Source organism: Rhodococcus sp. DK176, assembly GCF_038447315.2.
Classification (GTDB): Bacteria; Actinomycetota; Actinomycetes; order Mycobacteriales; family Mycobacteriaceae; genus Rhodococcus_F; species Rhodococcus_F jostii_A.
Genome location: NZ_CP118321.2, coordinates 2765402 through 2780245 on the forward strand (window position 1 = coordinate 2765402; position 14844 = coordinate 2780245).

At 66.3% G+C, this 14844-nt stretch carries 13 protein-coding genes; 9 read left to right on the forward strand and 4 right to left on the reverse strand.

The genetic code is table 11. The annotated features are described in order from the left end of the window. Positions 1 to 17: 17 nt before the first annotated feature. From PSR88_RS13065 to PSR88_RS13085, 5 genes are all read left to right on the forward strand, one after another. Positions 18 to 1514: an aromatic amino acid ammonia-lyase gene (locus PSR88_RS13065; protein ID WP_016882513.1), complete on the forward strand. Its 1497-nt coding sequence runs from the start codon at positions 18 to 20 to the stop codon at positions 1512 to 1514. Positions 1515 to 1579: 65 nt separating this feature from the next. Further along, positions 1580 to 2695 (forward strand): ABC transporter ATP-binding protein, encoded by a 1116-nt coding sequence (locus PSR88_RS13070; RefSeq protein WP_009475282.1) that lies wholly within the window; start codon positions 1580 to 1582, stop codon positions 2693 to 2695. Next, positions 2692 to 3342, forward strand: coding sequence for an ABC transporter permease (locus PSR88_RS13075; protein WP_011595298.1), 651 nt, complete (start codon positions 2692 to 2694; stop codon positions 3340 to 3342). Before PSR88_RS13070 ends, PSR88_RS13075 begins: the two co-directional genes overlap by 4 nt. After that, entirely contained in the window at positions 3339 to 4094 is a 756-nt protein-coding gene (locus PSR88_RS13080) for an ABC transporter permease (RefSeq protein WP_011595299.1), read from the forward strand. The genes PSR88_RS13075 and PSR88_RS13080 overlap by 4 nt, the downstream gene beginning before the upstream one ends. Before the next feature lie 11 nt (positions 4095 to 4105). Then, positions 4106 to 5014: an ABC transporter substrate-binding protein gene (locus tag PSR88_RS13085; protein WP_016882512.1), complete on the forward strand. Its 909-nt coding sequence runs from the start codon at positions 4106 to 4108 to the stop codon at positions 5012 to 5014. On the opposite strand, the gene PSR88_RS13090 is transcribed toward PSR88_RS13085, so the two are convergent. Both PSR88_RS13090 and PSR88_RS13095 read right to left on the reverse strand, forming a co-directional pair. Continuing rightward, entirely contained in the window at positions 5015 to 5494 is a 480-nt protein-coding gene (locus PSR88_RS13090; RefSeq protein WP_011595301.1) for a nucleoside deaminase, read from the reverse strand. Positions 5495 to 5553: 59 nt separating this feature from the next. Continuing rightward, the gene (locus tag PSR88_RS13095; protein WP_016882508.1) at positions 5554 to 6693 is read right to left on the reverse strand and encodes an EstA family serine hydrolase; all 1140 of its coding nucleotides are present in this window, start codon (positions 6691 to 6693) and stop codon (positions 5554 to 5556) included. Between the two features lie 225 nt (positions 6694 to 6918). Between PSR88_RS13095 and PSR88_RS13100 the strand changes: the two genes are divergently transcribed. Next, the gene (locus PSR88_RS13100) at positions 6919 to 9273 is read left to right on the forward strand and encodes an arylsulfatase (RefSeq protein ID WP_016882507.1); all 2355 of its coding nucleotides are present in this window, start codon (positions 6919 to 6921) and stop codon (positions 9271 to 9273) included. Positions 9274 to 9291: 18 nt separating this feature from the next. Here the strand turns inward: PSR88_RS13100 and PSR88_RS13105 are convergent, their stop codons facing one another. Continuing rightward, complete coding sequence (locus tag PSR88_RS13105) at positions 9292 to 11073, reverse strand: CocE/NonD family hydrolase (protein WP_237724080.1); 1782 nt, start codon at positions 11071 to 11073, stop codon at positions 9292 to 9294. 215 nt (positions 11074 to 11288) lie between these two features. Between PSR88_RS13105 and PSR88_RS13110 the strand changes: the two genes are divergently transcribed. Continuing rightward, positions 11289 to 11966: a GntR family transcriptional regulator gene (locus PSR88_RS13110; RefSeq protein ID WP_011595305.1), complete on the forward strand. Its 678-nt coding sequence runs from the start codon at positions 11289 to 11291 to the stop codon at positions 11964 to 11966. 61 nt (positions 11967 to 12027) lie between these two features. Here PSR88_RS13110 and PSR88_RS13115 read toward each other — a convergent pair whose 3' ends face one another. Next, complete coding sequence (locus tag PSR88_RS13115; protein ID WP_016882505.1) at positions 12028 to 13215, reverse strand: serine hydrolase domain-containing protein; 1188 nt, start codon at positions 13213 to 13215, stop codon at positions 12028 to 12030. Between the two features lie 152 nt (positions 13216 to 13367). Between PSR88_RS13115 and PSR88_RS13120 the strand changes: the two genes are divergently transcribed. Continuing rightward, positions 13368 to 14159, forward strand: a complete 792-nt coding sequence (locus PSR88_RS13120) for an SDR family NAD(P)-dependent oxidoreductase (RefSeq protein ID WP_016882504.1) — start codon at positions 13368 to 13370, stop codon at positions 14157 to 14159. A gap of 123 nt (positions 14160 to 14282) precedes the next feature. After that, positions 14283 to 14798: a YlcI/YnfO family protein gene (locus tag PSR88_RS13125; protein ID WP_029539147.1), complete on the forward strand. Its 516-nt coding sequence runs from the start codon at positions 14283 to 14285 to the stop codon at positions 14796 to 14798. The last annotated feature ends 46 nt before the right edge of the window (positions 14799 to 14844 follow it).

Below are 14844 nucleotides of genomic sequence, written 5' to 3' on the forward strand. Positions count from 1 at the left end.
TCGATCACGGAGTTCTGATGACCCGGAGAGATTCCAGCTCGACCGAGGAACCGCACCCGCCCCTTCCGGTGGTGCTCGACGGCGCCCAGCTCACCGTCGACCAGCTCACGGCGCTCGCCCGGGAACCCGTCGTGATCGAGCCCGACCCCGCAGCGCTCGACCACGCACGCCGTTCGTGGGAGACAGCCGTGCGCATCGCCGAACGACAGCCCATCTACGGACGCACCACGGGTGTCGGGGGCAACCGGGACACCTCCGTCTCCGACGGCGTCGACCAGGATCTTCGACTTCTCCGCAGCCACGCCACGGGTTCGGGCCCCGCGCTGCCGGATCACGTCGTCCGCGCCGCCATGATCATTCGCGTCAACCAGATTCTCAACGGCGGATCCGGTCTGCACCCCGACATCGTGACCGCGCTGATCGATGCCGTCGCGGCGGACGAACAGCCCACCGTGCACGCTCGCGGGGCGATAGGCACCGGCGACCTCAGCGCGTTCTCCGAGATCGCGCTCGGGTTGATGGGCGAGGCACCGCTGCGGGACGGTCGACTCGTCACCCGGTGGACCGCACACCAGGGTGACGCACTCCCACTGATCTCGACCAACGCGATGACGGTCGCGCTCGCGGCGTCGGCCACCGACAGCGTGGCGAACTGGCTGGAGCACTCGCTGATCGTCGGTGTGCTATCGCTACTGGCGACGCGCAGTTCCGTCGAACCGTTCGCGGCACGGGTGCAGGCTGCCCGCAGGCACCTCGGCCAGGAGGAGGTGGCCGGCCGGGTCCGGGAACTCCTCGCGGGCCACCGCGTACAGGCTGCCCGCGTGCAGGATTCCTACGGGTTCCGCGCCCTGCCGCAGATCCTCGGGGCGACCTGGCAGGCGCTGCAGCGGTTGCGGGGCACGCTCGCGATCGAGATGAACTCGTCCTCCGAGAACCCTCTCATCTCCGTCGAGGACGACGCCGTGTTCCACAACGGGAACTTCCACGGAATGCCGATCGCCCTCGCCGTGGACGAGGCGAAACTCGCGCTGTCGAGCGCGGCGCTGTTGTCGCAGTGCAGACTTGCCAATCTCTCCGATCCGGTGGTCACCGGTCTCCGGCCGTTCCTGGCCGACGGTCCGGCGGGCAGCAGCGGCACCATGCTGCTGGAGTACACGACGTCCGCGGCCATCGCCGAGATCCGGATGGCCGCGGCGCCGGGCTCTCTCGGACACACCGTGATCTCCCGCGGAACCGAGGACCATGCGAGCTTCGCGTCGCAGGCCGCCACACAGCTCACCGACATCCTCGCCCAGTCTCGCATCGTGCTCGCGTGCGAACTGATCTCGGCGGTGCGCGCCCTCGGCCAGCAGGACCACGACCTCGACACGACCACCGAACTCGGCGCGTACCTGGACCGGGCACGCGCGTGCCTGGACCCGCGGACGACCGACCGTCCTCTGAGCGACGACCTGAAAGCAGCGGTGAAGTTTCTGGAACAGATGCCCAATCCGGAGAAAGACACAACTCGGTAAAGCAGTCCCACGACACCGAACTTCCGAGTGTGTCTCCACTCGGATTACACGAAAGTAGCACGCGGATGATCACATTCGACAAAGTCACCAAGGCATATCCGGACGGCACGACAGCGGTGAACGAACTGGACCTCGAGTGCCCGAGCGGGAAGATCACAGCACTCGTCGGGCCGTCGGGATGCGGCAAGACGACGTCGCTCCGCATGATCAACAGATTGATCGAACCGACGTCCGGAACCATCTCCCTCGACGGCGAATCCACGGCGGACATGGATCCCGCGCTGTTGCGCAGGCGGATCGGGTACGTCATCCAGCACGCCGGACTGTTCCCGCACCGCACCATCGTGGACAACGTCGCGACCATGCCCAGATTGCTGGGAAAGACGAAGAAGGAGGCCCGAACCCGGGCGATGGAGCTGCTCGAGACGGTCGGTCTCGCGGCGAACTTCGCGGATCGGTATCCGTGGCAGCTCTCGGGTGGCCAGCAGCAGCGAGTGGGGGTCGCGCGCGCCCTCGCCGCGGACCCGGCCTTCATGCTGATGGACGAACCGTTCAGCGCTGTCGACCCGGTGGTCCGGAGCCAGCTCCAGGACGAATTCCTGAGACTGCAGAAGGACATCGGCAAGACGATCATCATCGTCACGCACGACATCGACGAGGCACTCCAGCTCGGCGACCAGGTGGTCGTGTTGCGGACCGGCGGGATCCTGGCGCAGGCGGCGACGCCGCTGGAGTTGCTGACCGAACCCGCCGACGAGTTCGTCGCCGACTTCGTCGGACGCGACCGCGGCTACCGTTCGCTGGGTTTCTCGAACCTCGGCGGCCGCGTGGAGACGATTGCCGAACCCGTTGCCCGTCTCGGTGATTCGGCATCCGACGCCCTCACCCGGACCACGGACGACTGGCTGCTCGTCGTCGACCCGGCGAACAAGCCGATCGGCTGGGTGCAACCGGCGAAGGTCGTCGACCGCATTCGCCCGGACGACGTGAATCTCAGCGGGACGGTCGCCGATGCGCACGGAACGATGCGGGCCCTGCTCGACGCCGCCCTGTCCGCACCCAGCAAACGCGGTGTCGTCGTCGACGGCGACGGTGTGCTCGTGGGAACCGTGACGGCACACGCGGCGGTCGCGGCGATCGAGTCGGCGGATCTCGTGGCCACGGAGGCGATGGCCCGATGAACATCGAATGGCTCGGCCGCCAGTCCGATCGCATCGCCGAACTGGTCGGCTGGCACATCCTTCTCTCGCTCGTGCCGCTCGTCGTCGGTGTGATCGTCGCGTTGCCGATCGGCTGGCTGGCGCATCGCAGTCGCCGGATCAACCCCTATGTGGTGGGGACGGCCGGCCTGCTCTACACGATCCCGTCGCTGGCGCTGTTCGTCCTGCTCCCGCCGATCCTCGGAACGAAGATCCTCGATCCGATGAACATCGTCGTCGCACTGACGATCTACACCGTCGCCCTCCTCGTGCGCGTCATCGCCGACGCCCTGGATTCGGTGCCGCAGGAGACGGTGCTCGCCGCCACCGCGATGGGCTACCGGCCGTACCAGACTTTGCTGAAAGTCCAGCTGCCGGTGGGTGTTCCCGTCATCTGCGCCGGACTGCGCGTCGCGGTCGTGTCGAACGTCAGCCTGGTCTCACTCGCCGCGCTTCTCGGAATCCCGCAGATCGGTTCACTGTTCACCCAGGGCTTCCAGCTGCGTTTCTACACACCGATCATCACCGGTATCGCGCTCTGCCTGCTGCTGGCGCTGGTTCTCGATCTACTCATCGTGCTCGCCAATCGGTTACTCACACCGTGGACCCCGAAGGTGGTCTCATCATGATCGACTTTCTGCTCGACGGTGCTCATTGGACCGGACCCGAAGGCATTCCCGCTCTCCTCCTCCAGCACCTGATGTACACGTTCCTCGCCCTGTTCGCGGCGGCACTTATCGCGGTTCCGCTCGGCCTGTACATCGGGCACACCGGTCGCGGAGCGGTCGTCGTCGCGGGCCTGGCCAACTCGCTGCGCGCCCTTCCCACCATCGGTTTGCTGATCCTGCTGGTGCTCGTCATCGCACCGTCGTTCTCGACCAAGCTGGCCTATCTGATTCCGAGCCTGATCGTGCTGGTGCTGCTGGCCATCCCCCCGATTCTCACCAACACCTACGCGGGCATCCGCTCGGTCGACCCGGCCGCCGTGGACGCTGCGCGGGGCATGGGGTTCCGGTCGATGCGCATCCTCACCGAGGTGGAGATGCCCTGCGCGCTGCCGCTGATGCTGTCGGGTGTGCGCAGCGCCGTGCTGCAGATCGTCTCGACCGCGACCGTCGCCGCCTACATCTCGCTGGGCGGACTGGGACGTCTCCTCATCGACGGCAAAGCGCAGAGCGACTACGCCCAGATGGCCGCCGGAGCGGTCCTCGTGTCCCTCCTCGCGCTCGCATTCGACCTGGCGATCGGATTCCTCACGGTTCGGGTCGTCTCACCCGGTCTGACGCGACGCGACCGGAGCGGCGCGAAGAAGCGATCCGATTCCGAAGACACCGCCGTCGCAGCCCGACCCGCGTCCGCTCCCGAGCCCTCGCTGATCTGAAGGACATCATCATGAAGAAGGCATTGATCGTCGCGCTGACCGGCGCCACCCTGATGTCGTTGACGGCATGCGGGATCGGCAAGGACCCGTTGGCATCCGACGACGGCGGAAGCAGCGACGGTGCCATCGTCGTCGGCTCCGCGGACTTCCCCGAAAGCCAGCTGATCGCGACCATCTACGCGGAGGCGCTGCGCGCGAACGGCATCGACGTCACCGAGAAGCTGAACATCGGAAGCCGGGAGGTGTACGTCCCGGCCATCCGGGACGGCTCCATCGACCTGCTGCCCGAGTACTCGGGTGCGTTGCTCCAATACCTCGACAGCGCCACCACCGCGACCGCGTCGGACGAGGTGACCGAGGAGATCAAGGCCAAGCTGCCCGCCGGGCTCATCGCACTGGAACCGTCCCCCGCCGAGGACAAGGACGTGCTCGCGGTGCGACAGGAAACCGCGGACGAGTATTCGCTCGAGACGATCGAGGACCTCGTGCCCCACGCCGACGAGCTGACCCTCGGCGGCCCGCCCGAATGGAAGACCCGGGAGAACGGCGTCGCCGGCCTGCGGGACAAATACGGCCTGACGTTCAAGGAGTTCCTGGCACTCGACGCCGGCGGTCCCCTGACGCTCAACGCCTTGCTGAGCGGTCAGATCGAAGTGGCGGACGTGTTCAGCACCGACCCGGCGATGCGTTCGGAGAACCTCGTGGCACTCGAGGACACCAAACACCTGTTCCTGGCGGAGAACATCACACCGATCATCAACGAGAACAAGGCAGGCGACGATGTCCGCGGCGTCCTGGCCGACGTGTCGGCGGCACTGACGACCGGGGATCTCATCGAGATGAACCAGCGGGTGGCCGACCTCGAGGACATGGGCGACATCGCCCGGGAATGGCTGCAGGACAAGGGGCTGGCGTCCTGATCACGCCCCGGCGTGACATTGCCGGTGCAGTGCGTGGATCGCCTCCTCGAGTTCGGGAATCGGACCCTCCACCTCGACGTCGGGCGCGATGTCCTGGACGGGGATCGGCCGAACGGGTGCCGGCGGGACACCCAGTTCGGCGAGCCACTGCGCCGTCTGCGCGGCAGAACTGACGTAGACGATGCGTCCGAGCCCCACCCAGCCGTGCGCGGCGGAACACATCGGGCAGTGTTCGCCCGATGTGAAGACGGTGGCTCTCGCGCGTTCCTCGGGCGGCATGTTTTCCGCTGCCCACCGGGCGAGCTCGAACTCGGGGTGGCGGGTCGCGTCGCCGCCGGCGACCCGGTTGCGATCCTCGGCGAGAGCGACGCCGTCCGCGGAGGCGAGGACGGAGCCGAACGGTTCGTCGCCCGCCTCCACCGCCTCCCGTGCCAACTCCACGCACCGCCGCAGATGCCCCAATTCGACGTCGTTCTCCATGCCTGCCTCCGAGGTCGCTCGCGCCCGTGACTCCTTGCATGGTGCCACGGACGGGTGCGTCAGCTCAGCGCATCGAACGTCGCCGTCGCATACTGGGCGGTCCGGTCGGAGCCGAGAAGTCCCGGCCCCATCTTGTTCATCACGTACGTCATGGTCATCCGGCGTTCGGTGTCGACGACGACCTGTGAGCCGCCCCAGCCACCCCAGAAGCAGATGCGTCCCTCGGGGACGAACGGCACGGACACGGGCGTCGGCAGACCGTACCCGATGCCGAATCGAATCGGTTGCCCCAGAGCCAGATCCACGCCGTTCGACTGCTCCTCGAAGATCAGGGAGATGGTGTCCGGCGACAGCAGGCGGACGCCGTCGAGTTCTCCCCCGCAGGCCACTACGGACTGGATCCGGGCGAGCGACCGGGCGTTGCCCTGGCCACCGGCCGCGCCGTTCTCCGCCTTGCGCCATTCGTCGGACCAGGACGCGGACGCGTCCGGTCCGGGGCCGGTGAACGTCCTGACGATGACACTGGCGGGGTCGAGGGAGGCCAGATCGATCGGCAACGGCGGCGGCGGGACCACGTTCGACACCCGGCCGAACTCCGACGGGTCCAATCCGATGTGGAAGTCGGCCCCCAGCGGCCCGGCGATCTCCTCGGCGACGAAACGGCCGAGCGTGCGCCCGTCGATTCGGCGGACGACTTCACCGATCAGATGGCCGTAGTTCAGCGCGTGATACCCGGACGCCGTGCCCGGCTCCCACCACGGCGCCTGGGCGGCAAGCCGTTTCGTGGACTCTGCCAGGTCGTACGTGTCCTCGACCGTGATCGGCTGATCCCACCCCGACACACCCGACGTGTGTGACAGGAGATGGCGGACCTCGACGCGTTCCTTGCCTGCCGCGGCGAATTCCGGCCAGTACTTCGCGACGGGCGCGTAGACGTCCAGCAGTCCGCGGTCCGCGAGCATCAATGCGGCGAGCGCGGTAACCGTCTTGGTGCACGACCACACGTTCGTGATGGTGTCGCGCTCCCATTCGGTGGTGTGATCGGTGTCGGACCATCCGCCCCACATGTCGACCACCGGCTCTCCGTCGAGGGTCACGACGATCGACGCGCCGAGTTCCTCACCGGAGTCGAGATTGTCCTTCAGTGCCTCCTGCAACGCCGTGAAGCGCTTGTCGCACACTCCTCCGAGTTTGGTCACCTGTGGTTCCTCTCCACCAGCCGACGCAATATTGATCTTGACATCGGGTTCAATTTAGGGTTCCAGTGTGGGCCAGGCCCTCCTGTGATGTCAATCACTTCGATGCCCATTCTCGCGAGGTCCCGCCGCGGTCGGGCGCTCACCGGGTTCACCCGTGCCGGGTGAGGTTCGCGACGGCGCGGAGGCCGACGCTGAAACCCAGGACTACACGTGAGGAGCCGTGCCATGGGCAAGCCATTTCGGGGTGTCGTCAACGTCGACATTCGCGACTCGGTACCGGACTGGGCCCCCTTCGAGCCACCCAAGGCTCCCGCCGATGCGCCCAACGTCGTCTATATCGTCCTCGATGACGTCGGTTTCTCGGCGATGCGCTGTTATGGCGGGCCGATCGAAACGCCGAACATCGACCGGATCGCCGCCAAGGGTGTTCGCTACACCCAATGGCACACCACGGCGCTGTGCTCACCCACCCGCTCCTGCCTGCTGACGGGACGCAACCACACGCGCAACAGCATGGCCTGCATCACCGAGGCTTCGATCGGATTCCCGAACGCGAGTGGAACGATCCCGCCGGAGAACGGCATGCTCCCGGAGATACTCGCCGAGCGCGGCTGGAACACCTACATGGTGGGCAAATGGCACCTCTGCCCGACCGATGAGATGAATTTGGCCGCCACTCGCCGGAACTGGCCGAGTGGGCGAGGTTTCGAGCGTTGGTACGGCTTCCTCGGCGCGGAGACCAACCAGTGGTATCCGGATCTGGTTTACGACAACCACCCGGTCGATCAGCCGCGTTCACCGGAGGAGGGTTATCACCTCACCGAAGACATCACGGACAAGGCACTCGAGTTCATCAAGGACGCCAAGGTGATCGCACCGGAGAAGCCGTTCTTCCTCTACTACGCGCCCGGCGCATGTCATGCCCCGCATCACGCCCCGAAGGAATGGATCGAGAAATTCGCGGGCAAATTCGACATGGGCTACGACGCGATCCGTGAACAGACCCTCGCCCGGCAGAAGGAGCTGGGGATCGTCGCCGCGGACACCGAGCTTCCGCCGATCAACCCGATCGGCACCCCCGAAACCCGGTCGGGACCCGAGGGCGAACCGTTCCCCGAACTCGATTACACCCGCCCGTGGAGCACCCTGAACGACGACGAGAAGCGCCTCTTCGCGCGAATGGCCGAGGTCTACGCAGGTTTCCTGGCCCACGCCGATCATCACATCGGGCGTCTGCTCGACTATCTCGAGCAGAACGATCAGTTGGACAACACCGTGATCGTGGTCGTCTCCGACAACGGCGCGAGCGGTGAAGGTGGTCCGAACGGTTCCGTCAACGAGATGAAGTTCGCCAACGGCATCCCGGACGACCTCGCCGAAAACCTCGCGAAGCTCGACGATCTCGGCGGACCCAAGACATATAACCACTACGCCAACGGCTGGGCGATGGCGTTCAACACCCCGTTCAAGATGTGGAAGCGCTACGAGTTCAACGGCGGAACCGCCGACCCCTGCATCATCTCGTGGCCGGCCGGTACCAAGGCCCGGGACGAGATCCGCGACCAGTACCATCACGCGATCGACGTGGTGCCGACGATCCTGGACATCCTCGGGATCGACGCCCCCGAGACGATCAAGGGACACGTCCAGAGCCCGTTCGACGGCGTCAGCATGCGGAGCAGTATCGACGACAAATCCACGTCCTCGGCGCGCAAGTCACAGTTCTACGCGATGCTCGGGTCGCGGTCGATCTGGCACGAAGGCTGGAAAGCCGTCACGACACATCCGACTCTGGCGGGCTGGGGCCACTTCAACGACGACGAATGGGAGCTCTACCACACGGACATCGATCGCGCCGAGGTGAACAACCTGGCTGCGGAGCACCCGGACAAGCTGCGGGAGATGGTGAACCTCTGGTTCGCCGAAGCCGGTGCGAACGCGGCGTTCCCGCTGGACGATCGATCAGGTGTCGAGATCATGAACACGCCCCGACCCCAGCTCACAGCGACGCGGAACCGGTACGTGTACTACCCGGACGTCGCCGCAGTGTCCGAGTGGCAAGCGGTCAACACCCGCGGCCGATCGTTCGTGATCGGTGCGCTCGTCGACATCCCGGCGCCGGGAGCCGAAGGCGTCCTCTTCGCGATCGGATCCCGCTTCGGTGGCCACGCACTGTATGTGAAGAACAAACGGCTGCATTACGTCAACAACTTCGTGGGCAGTGAAGAACAGATGATCGTCGGCTCCGAGGACATCCCCTTCGGAACGGATCTGATCCTGTCTGCCTCGTTCGACAAGGATGGGCAGGAGCCGACGTTCACCACAGGAATTCTGTCGCTGTACCACGCCGACCGAAAGGTCGGAGAGGGGCGAATCAAGACGCAGCTCGGTGCGTTCGCGATCGCGGGTGCCGGGGCGTACGTCGGCCGCCACCCAGGCGAGCCGATCACCGACGACTACCCGGGCGAATCACCCCACCGCTTCACCGGTGGCACGATCAATCGGGTCGCGATCGACGTCAGCGGCGAGCCCTACCTCGATCTCGAGCGGGAAGCCGCCCTGATGATCATGCGGGAGTGAGCAGGACGAGCCCGAACCTCAGCTGCCGGTCACCGGCAGCACCAGCGCCTGCCCCGGGTCACCGGACGCGATGGTGACCTGGTGCGGCACCAGGCTTCCGCGGAAGCTCGGATCTCCCCCGGACACCACGAGGCGAACGCGGTGCCCCTCGTCGAAGCGGTGGACGATGGCCGGCATCGTGACCTCGAGGGGCTCACCGGGTGCCACGATGCGCACGGGAGCGACCTGTCCGTTGATCAGCGTTTCGGTGCCGTCGGGAGCCACGTCGTACAGCTTCGCGAAGACCACGACCGAGTCCTCGACCCCGGTGACCGCGGGTGCAGCGGTGACACGGACGTCGAGCGTCGGGGCGCCCACCACGTCCAGCGGGGCATCGAGGATGCCGGACGACCATTCGGCCTGGGTGCCGGAGATCATGCCCTGCGGGACCTGGTTCCCCGGCCGGGTGTCCGGCGCCTCCCGGTCGGTGGGGAGGCCGCCGGGCAGCGTGTTCAGCGTCTGCGAGCCGGGAACGATGCCGTCGAGTCGGTCGGTCAGTGCGCCGTCGCCGGAGAGGTAGAGCGAATAGTCCTGGCCTACCGCAATATCCGAGGATTCGGCGTACGCGGGTGCGGCGTTGCCGGTGTAGTCGATCCAGTTGCGGAAGTAGCTGAACACCGGCCCGGTGTCGACCGCGCTGTCCTTCAGATAGTGGTCGAACCAGTCGACCATCCGGCCCGTCTCGTACTGGGTGTCGGGGTTCGGATCCTTCATGCTGATCTCGCCCTCGGCGGGAGTGAGATCGGAATGCCCCCAGCTGTGCCAGATCATCTTCACGTCGTTGCCCTGCGCCTGCAGGGTCTCGAACGTGGCCGTCGCTTCGTTGAGATCGAACAGGGTGTCCTGCTGGCCCTGCATGATCAACGCCGGAATCTTCACCCGGTCCGCGTACGAGACCACGGACGACCGGCGCAGGAAGTCGACGGACCCCGGGTCCGGATAGCCCTGCACCGCGGCCTGCGTCAGCGCGGGGCACGCGGGGTCGGCGAAATTGGGACAACCCAACGCCCGCACAGGGTCCTGCGCGTAGCCCACGGCCCGGGGGTTGGTCACGCCGATGGCCCCGAACATGAGCGACCACACCACCTTCGACGCACCGGGAACCGACGTGCTGACCCCGGTGATCTGGTCGGTGCCGTTGGGCGCGAGCGAGTAACTGAGGTCGTTCCACGTGATCATCGGGATGATCGTGTCGATCCGGGGATCCACCGAGGCCGCGGCGAACTGCACGGCCCCGCCGTAGGAACCGCCGACCATGCCGACCCGCGGATCGTGCGCCTCGGCGACGCCGTGGTGAGCGGTCGGGTCCTGCACCACGTAGTCGAGACCGGGGACGGGGACGGTGTGCGCGGGATCGACGAACGCCATGCCGTCGCGTCCACCGAGGAAGCTCACCAGTTCACTCGCCGCGCGCCCGTCGTAGTCGGGGTGGTCCATGTGAATCTTGCAGCCGGAACCGCCGAAGCCCAGCCCGGAGTACGCGAGCACCGCGTAACCGCGGGACGCGAGGAACGAGGCGATACCGGCCTGATCGTTCTTGGAACCGCCGAAGCCGTTGGTGGTGAGGACGGCGGGCACCCGATACGACGCCGACGCCGAGTCGGGTTTGTACACGTCGCCGATCACGTCGCACGGCTCGTCCCGGTTCGGTCCGACGAGAACCTGGAAATGGAGCGTGGTCTTCGTGAACCCGACCGGATCCGCTGCCACCGGGGCCGACGCCACGATCGGTGTCAGTACCGCGGCCGCTGCCGTCACCACCACCAGAGTTGATCTACGCGCCCTGTGTTTCACAGCCCACCCGCCGTCCGTCACTCCGCCCCGAGCACCTCCGACGAGCGTAAACGCTCTGGACGCACGACCAACTCAGGCTGCCGGTGTGTCGCGGCACCGGTGTGCGGCGCGGCTCGCAGACTCGCGCAGGTCGTCTGCCGCACGGCTGCGCCCCTCGTGCGGTTTATATTTGAGCTGTGGTAATGACCAAGCGCGCCGAAACGTCCCTGTTGACCGACCAGGTCTACGAGACGATGCACGAGGCGATCATGAACGGCGATCTGCCTGCCGGCTCCCGCCTGCGCATTCGCGACATCGCCGCGCAGGTCGGGACGAGCGTGATGCCGGTGCGCGAGGCGATCCGGCGGCTCGAGGAAGCCGGTCTGGCCGAGCGCGTCCCCCACAAGGGCGCGGTCGTGAAAGGCCTGACCCTGGCCGAACTGGTCCACGTCTACGACGTGCGACGGTTGCTCGAGGTGGAAGCCGCACGATTGGGCGCCCAGCAGATCAGCCCCGCGGACGTGGAGCGGATGCACACCGAGTACGAGCTCATGCAGGCCGCTATCGCCGAACGCCGGGTGGTGGCGCTGCTCGATCACGACGAGGCGCTGTTGACGATTCTCTACGAAGCATCAGCGAACCCCGTGCTGGTCGATTCCATCCGCACCCTGTGGCAACACTGCCGTGCCTACAAGATCGTCGGTGCGCAGGGCACCCTCGACACGCCCGGAGACGACTCGTTGTGGAGGTACCAGGAACGTCTCGTCGAGGCCGCCCGCAAGGGCGACGCCGACGCTGCGGCCGCCGTCAACAATGAGTCGTTGATCAACGCGACGTCGCGGATCAGGGTGCAACTCGCCGCCCAAGAGGATGCCGGTTAGCCGTAGCGACAACGGTTTTCGCGGACCCGCCGGGTCCTCCCGTCGACCTGCGCGGTGAGCGTCAGGGCACCTTCGGCGGGTTGTCGGGGAAGAGGAGGGCACCGATCTCCTTGCCGATCGGCACAGTGTTATTGGCGTTGGCATTGGCCGTCGGTCCGAGCGTGGCGTAGACGACGATCGTGGTCTTCGACTCCGTTTCGTAGAGGGCGATGCCGTTGTAGCCCCCGAATGCCGGGTTCATGAGCAGCCAACTGCCCAGGTGAACGGTTCCGAATGCGAAGTACTTGTCCGCAGTCAGCGGGCCCAGCCCGGCGGTCTTGTCCGCCATCATCTCCGTGAACGCCGTGTCGGACAGGAGTTCGCCGGTGCCGAGTGCCCGAACCCACCGCGCGACTTCGGCCACCGTCGAGTTCATGTTGCCGCTGTTGAGGAACGCCGTGGGATTCCAGAACGTGGAGTCCTCGAAGACGCCACGTTCGTTGGTATAGCCGTGCAGGATGGGTTCACTGATCTGGGGTGTCAGCACCACGCTGCTCGCGTCCATCCCCAGCGGCGTGAAGATCCGCTCCTTCAGGAGGTCGCCCAACGGCTTTCCCGCCGCCTTCTCGAGTACCACACCGAGCAGGCACAGGTCGCTGTGCGCGTAGGCAAAGCTGGTCCCCGGTTCGAACAGCGGCGGGCGGGCGTTGGCCAGGTCGAAGATCTCCTGAGACGTAAAGCCTTTGATCGGATTTGCGTAGAAGATCTTCAGGAAATCGGGGTTGGTCACGTAGTCCGAAATGCCGGTGGTGCTGTTGGCGAGCATCCGCGGGGTGATCTTGTCGGCCCGCGGAAAGTCGGGCACCCACTTGGCGATCGGCTCGTCCAGACTCAGCGTTCCGGCCTCGCCCAGCTGCAGCAGAACGGTCGACAGCATCGGTTCCATCGGCTGGCCGACTCGCAATTGCATGTCACGCGTCGCGGGAACGCCGAGCGGCGACTCTCCCACCGCCCCGGCGACGATCTCCTCGTCGCCGCGCCACACACCGAACACGGCGCCGCTGAGATCGAGCTCCGTCAGCTTGTCGCGAACGATATCGACGATCTTGTCGGCGTCGGGAGCATCGGTGTGCGCGACGTCGGGACCGTGCTCCGCTGCTTGCTGTTCGCCGCCGCGATCGTCCGATCCGCACGAAACGGTGGCGAGGGCAAGAACGATGCTGAGCGCGGTGGCCGTTCGACGCAGCCGGCTACGAGTCGACAAGCTCATGGGGTCGATCCCTTCGTACGCAGAGGTCGAGTGGGAGTCGCTGCTCACTGGGATTCTAGGCGCAGACTGCCGTTGCCCAGGGAGGTTCCGGCCGTTATTCGCAGGGCACCGTGCCGTTGACACGCGCCGCCCGGTCCCCGACATTCGTACTCATGGGCGATCACCTGGTCGACGGCAAGGTCGCGCTCGTGACCGGCGGCAGCCGCGGAGTGGGCCGAGGCGTAGCGGAACATTTGGCATCGGCCGGAGCGACGGTGTACGTCACCGGACGCACGGTGCACGACGCGCACTTGCCGGCCGGATGCATCCCGGCCACCTGCGATCACACCGATGACGAACAGGTCTCCGCTGTCTTTCGCCGCGTGACCGCGGAGACGGGGCGACTCGATCTACTGGTGAACAACGTGTGGGGTGGCTACGAGCGCATGGTCGACGACGGCCGGTTCACGTGGGGCCTTCCCTTCTGGGAGCAACCGATCTGGCGATGGGATGCGATGTTCGCCGCCGGGGTCAGAGCGCATTACGTCGCCGGCAAATTCGCGGCCCGCATGATGGTCCCCCAGCGATCCGGGCTCATCGTGAACATCTCGTTCTGGGCCGCGCAGAAGCACATCGCGAATGTGCCGTACGGCGTCTCGAAGGCCGCGACCGACAAGCTGTCCGCTGACATGGCATACGAACTCCTGTCACACGACATCGCCGTCGTCTCGCTCTATCCGGGACTCGTTCGGACGGAGAAGGTGATGGAGGCTGCGGCGTACCTCGACCTGTCGAACTCCGAGTCGCCACAGTTCATCGGCCGTGTCATCGCCGCGCTGGCCGCCGATACCGAAATAATGACGCATTCCGGACAGGTGCTGGTCGCGGCCGCCATGGCCGAACGCTATGACATCACGGACGTGGACGGCGCTCGGCCGTCACCGTTGACCTCGAGAGACGTCTGATCGACTGGCCGAGGGGCAACAACCAGCAATTTTCATCCGAGAGGAGCCCGGTGGTGCCATGTGGCACCATCATTGAGCCACTAAACCCTTGCCATGGTGCCATTGCTGTGCCACGATGGCACCATGGATTTGACACCGTATGTGAGCAACCTCGGACGTGAATTCGCCACCCTCGCCGAAGCCGGCGGTGACGAATCCCGTGCGTTGGTCGAGCGCCTGACCGGGTCGCTCGAATCGGCGATCCGGATGACGCTGCTGGACGCACTGTCCGCCGCCACGGACGAGATCACCCAGGATCTGGCCCCGGGATCGGTGGAGTTGCGCCTGCGCGGGCGCGACCCAAACTTCGTCGTGACCGCGCGGCCCGCCGAGCCGATCGAGGAACCGGCCGACGACGATGCGGCACCGGCGGACGGTGGCACCCCGATCGCCGAGGACGGCCCGACCGCGCGGATCAACGTGCGCCTACCCGAACAGCTCAAGGCCGCGGTCGAGGAGGCCGCAGCCAAGGAGGGGCGCTCGGTCAACGCCTGGCTGGTCCGCGCGGCCTCGTCCGCGCTGCAGCAACCGGACCGCGTCCAGCACGCCCAGCAGCGCGGCAAACCGACCAAGCAGAGCCTCACCGGCTGGGTGCGCTAGCCGCACCGCCTTACCCACACCACGTCCCCGACCTGCGGGGATGTTT

What these genes read in the sequence shown, in the direction of transcription:
- PSR88_RS13065 (WP_016882513.1), top strand. Translation starts at nt 18, where the DNA reads ATGACCCGGAGAGATTCCAGCTCGACCGAGGAACCGCACCCGCCCCTT.
- PSR88_RS13120 (WP_016882504.1), top strand. Translation starts at nt 13,368, where the DNA reads ATGGGCGATCACCTGGTCGACGGCAAGGTCGCGCTCGTGACCGGCGGC.
- PSR88_RS13115 (WP_016882505.1), bottom strand. Translation starts at nt 13,215, where the DNA reads ATGAGCTTGTCGACTCGTAGCCGGCTGCGTCGAACGGCCACCGCGCTC.
- PSR88_RS13070 (WP_009475282.1), top strand. Translation starts at nt 1,580, where the DNA reads ATGATCACATTCGACAAAGTCACCAAGGCATATCCGGACGGCACGACA.
- PSR88_RS13090 (WP_011595301.1), bottom strand. Translation starts at nt 5,494, where the DNA reads ATGGAGAACGACGTCGAATTGGGGCATCTGCGGCGGTGCGTGGAGTTG.
- PSR88_RS13125 (WP_029539147.1), top strand. Translation starts at nt 14,283, where the DNA reads ATGGATTTGACACCGTATGTGAGCAACCTCGGACGTGAATTCGCCACC.
- PSR88_RS13080 (WP_011595299.1), top strand. Translation starts at nt 3,339, where the DNA reads ATGATCGACTTTCTGCTCGACGGTGCTCATTGGACCGGACCCGAAGGC.
- PSR88_RS13110 (WP_011595305.1), top strand. Translation starts at nt 11,289, where the DNA reads ATGACCAAGCGCGCCGAAACGTCCCTGTTGACCGACCAGGTCTACGAG.
- PSR88_RS13075 (WP_011595298.1), top strand. Translation starts at nt 2,692, where the DNA reads ATGAACATCGAATGGCTCGGCCGCCAGTCCGATCGCATCGCCGAACTG.
- PSR88_RS13085 (WP_016882512.1), top strand. Translation starts at nt 4,106, where the DNA reads ATGAAGAAGGCATTGATCGTCGCGCTGACCGGCGCCACCCTGATGTCG.
- PSR88_RS13100 (WP_016882507.1), top strand. Translation starts at nt 6,919, where the DNA reads ATGGGCAAGCCATTTCGGGGTGTCGTCAACGTCGACATTCGCGACTCG.